The organism is Caballeronia sp. (genome assembly GCF_028292365.1).
GTDB lineage: Bacteria > Pseudomonadota > Gammaproteobacteria > Burkholderiales > Burkholderiaceae > Caballeronia.
In genome coordinates, this window is record NZ_JAQGMM010000634.1 from 1 (window position 1) to 2,648 (window position 2,648).

A 2,648-nucleotide genomic window follows, 5' to 3' on the forward strand; every position below is an offset into this window, starting at 1 on the left:
TCTCGGCATCTTGTTGTACTATGGGCTGATCGGCCCGCTCGCTAGCGTCGCGGAACAGCTCGTGGCGGTGTCGACGAAGTTGTTCCAGTGCATCAAGGTGACGATCCTGGCGAGCCTCAATGGCTACGCACCGGCTATCGCGGTGGAGTTCGGCCGCAAGGTGCTCTTCTCCACCGAGCGTCCGTCGTTCTCCGAACTGGAAGAACACGTGCGCCGCGTGAAGGCGAAGTAACCGCCTTTCGCGACCGAGCGCCCCGAGCCCGCCATGCCGACCAATAAAGATCGTCCGATTTTCATCAAGCGCGTCGTAGCGAACAAGAAGCCGCACCACGGCGGTGCGTGGAAGCTGGCTTACGCCGACTTCATGACCGCGATGATGGCGTTTTTCCTGTTGATGTGGCTGCTTAGCGCGGTGTCGCCGGTGCAGCGCCAGGGGATTGCCGAGTATTTCAACATGCCGCTCAAGAACGCGATCATGGGCGGGCAGAAGAGCGGCATGGACTCCAGCATCATCGACGGCGGCGGGCGCGATATTTCGAGCCCGGAGCCGGGCACGACCCGCATGAGTGATGGTACGCGGCGTGTGGACCGGCTCGACGAGCAGACGCTGAGGGCAGCGCAAGGCGAACTCGAACGCCGCGACCAGGCCCGTCTGCGCGACTTGCAGATCAAGCTCATGTCCGCGATCGAAGCGAACCCGGTGTTGCGCCAGTTCAGGCAGCAGATCCGGATTGATTCGACGCAGCAGGGCCTGCGCATTGAGATCGTCGATACCCAAAAGCGCCCGATGTTCGCGCTCGCCAGCAACAACGTGGAGCCCTACATGCGCGACATCCTGCGCGAGATCGGCAAGGCGCTCAATGACGTGCCGAACCGGATCGTGGTGCAGGGACACACCGACGCCACGCAATATGCGGGCGGTGAAAAGGGTTACAGCAACTGGGAGTTGTCGGCGGATCGCGCGAACGCGTCGCGGCGCGAGCTGATCTCGGGCGGCATGGATGAATCGAAGGTGCTGCGGGTGCTTGGACTGGCATCGACGCAAAACCTGAACAAGCAGGATGCTTTCGATCCCGAGAACCGGCGCATCAGCATTCTTGTGTTGAACCACAAGTCGGAAGAGTCCATGACGCGCGAAAGCATGCCGGCGACCACGATTACCAGTAACGCGGGCAGCCCGGGTGGCCCGGCCGACGTCAAGCCCAACCTCGGCTCGCTGGCGCCGGCATTGCCAGCCAGGCCGGCGGTGCCGTGACAGCGGCAACACAAGACACGCTCACGAAAGCACAAGAGCACGAGAGCACGACTAGAACATCGGACAGAGGGCGGCACACATCATGATCAAGAACATTCTGGCTATCGACGACTCGGCTGCCATGCGGCAAATCCTCTCGGCGACGTTTGTCGCGGCGGGGTATCGCGTGGTGCTGGCCATGGATGGCGCAGAGGCCTACGAAGCGGCGCTCGCCGAACAGTTCGACCTCGTGATCACCGACCAGAACATGCCGGCGATGAGCGGCCTGGAACTGATCGGGAAATTGCGCGGACATCGTGCCTATGCGAACACGCCGATCCTCGTGCTGACGACCGAGTCGGGCGAGCCCTTCAAAGCCGCAGCGCGCGCGGTGGGCGCGACGGGATGGATGGAAAAGCCATTCGACCCCGACATGCTGACCGAACTGGTTGCCACGTTGTCGGGTGCGGAACACCCGCACTGAAGCAAACCATTTTTGCATGAAACATCAGGCACGAAACGTTAGGCATTAAGCATCAGGCACGAGAAGACATTAGTTTCTACGACGCGCATAGCGACGACAGACAAGGCATCCGGTGGTGACCCAGGCATGACACTCGACATTACGCAGTTCTATCAAACATTCTTCGACGAAGCCGACGAGCTGCTGGCGGATATGGAGCAGTTGCTGCTCGCGCTGGATCTGACGAACCCCGATCCCGAGGATCTCGGCGCGATCTTTCGCGCGGCGCATTCGATCAAGGGCGGCGCTGCCACGTTCGGCTTCTCGGCGCTGACCGAGACCACGCACATCCTCGAGTCGCTGCTCGACCGGGCGCGCAATAACGAGCTGGTCCTGCGTCGCGACATGATCGATACGTTCCTGGAAACCAAGGACGTGCTGTCAGATCAGCTCAATGCATACCGTGCCAGTGCCGAGCCGGACGCAGCGGCCGCGAAGGCGATCTGCGCGAAGCTTGAATTCTTGCGGGACAACGATCCTGCTGACGGCGCAGTCGCCGCCGCTGAAGTTTCGCAGCCGGAGCAGTCGTTCAGCGAAGCCGCTGCCATCGCTCAGGATCTCGCGCAAGTCGCGCTGGCGCTCGGGCCGAACGAGCCGCCGCCGCATGTTGTCGAGCAAGCGAATGAGGCGGTCGAGGAAGACGGCGAGTGGGCAGAATTTCCGGCCGTCGAAGGAACGTCGGACGCAAGCCAAAATGCCGGGCAAGACGGTCCTCACCTGAAAATTACGCTGCGGGGGGTGGGGGAGAAGGACCAGGCTCTGCTGACCGAGGAGCTTGGAAACCTGGGTACGGTTGTCGGGGAATTGAAGTCGGGCAGCGATTTGACGTTGTGGCTCGACTCGGATGTGTCCTCCGACGATATCGTCGCCGTGTGCTGTTTCGTGATCGAT

The 2,648-nt window shown here is 61.7% G+C and carries 3 protein-coding genes and 1 pseudogene; all 4 read left to right on the forward strand.

Annotated elements, in window-relative coordinates:
- A pseudogene (locus JWR14_RS36665) lies at positions 1-232 on the forward strand (flagellar motor stator protein MotA); the annotation flags it as partial.
- Positions 233-265: 33 nt separating this feature from the next.
- Positions 266-1,255, forward strand: a complete 990-nt coding sequence (gene motB / locus JWR14_RS36670) for a flagellar motor protein MotB (RefSeq protein ID WP_299719357.1) — start codon at positions 266-268, stop codon at positions 1,253-1,255.
- Positions 1,256-1,337: 82 nt separating this feature from the next.
- Positions 1,338-1,718, forward strand: coding sequence for a response regulator (locus tag JWR14_RS36675; RefSeq protein ID WP_299719359.1), 381 nt, complete (start codon positions 1,338-1,340; stop codon positions 1,716-1,718).
- 126 nt (positions 1,719-1,844) lie between these two features.
- Positions 1,845-2,648 (forward strand): Hpt domain-containing protein (locus tag JWR14_RS36680; RefSeq protein ID WP_299719361.1); only part of this gene is annotated, 804 nt, incomplete at its 3' end.

Bases quoted from the DNA above. Each gene is read 5' to 3' on its own strand.
- motB (WP_299719357.1), top strand. From the start codon at position 266: ATGCCGACCAATAAAGATCGTCCGATTTTCATCAAGCGCGTCGTAGCG.
- JWR14_RS36675 (WP_299719359.1), top strand. From the start codon at position 1,338: ATGATCAAGAACATTCTGGCTATCGACGACTCGGCTGCCATGCGGCAA.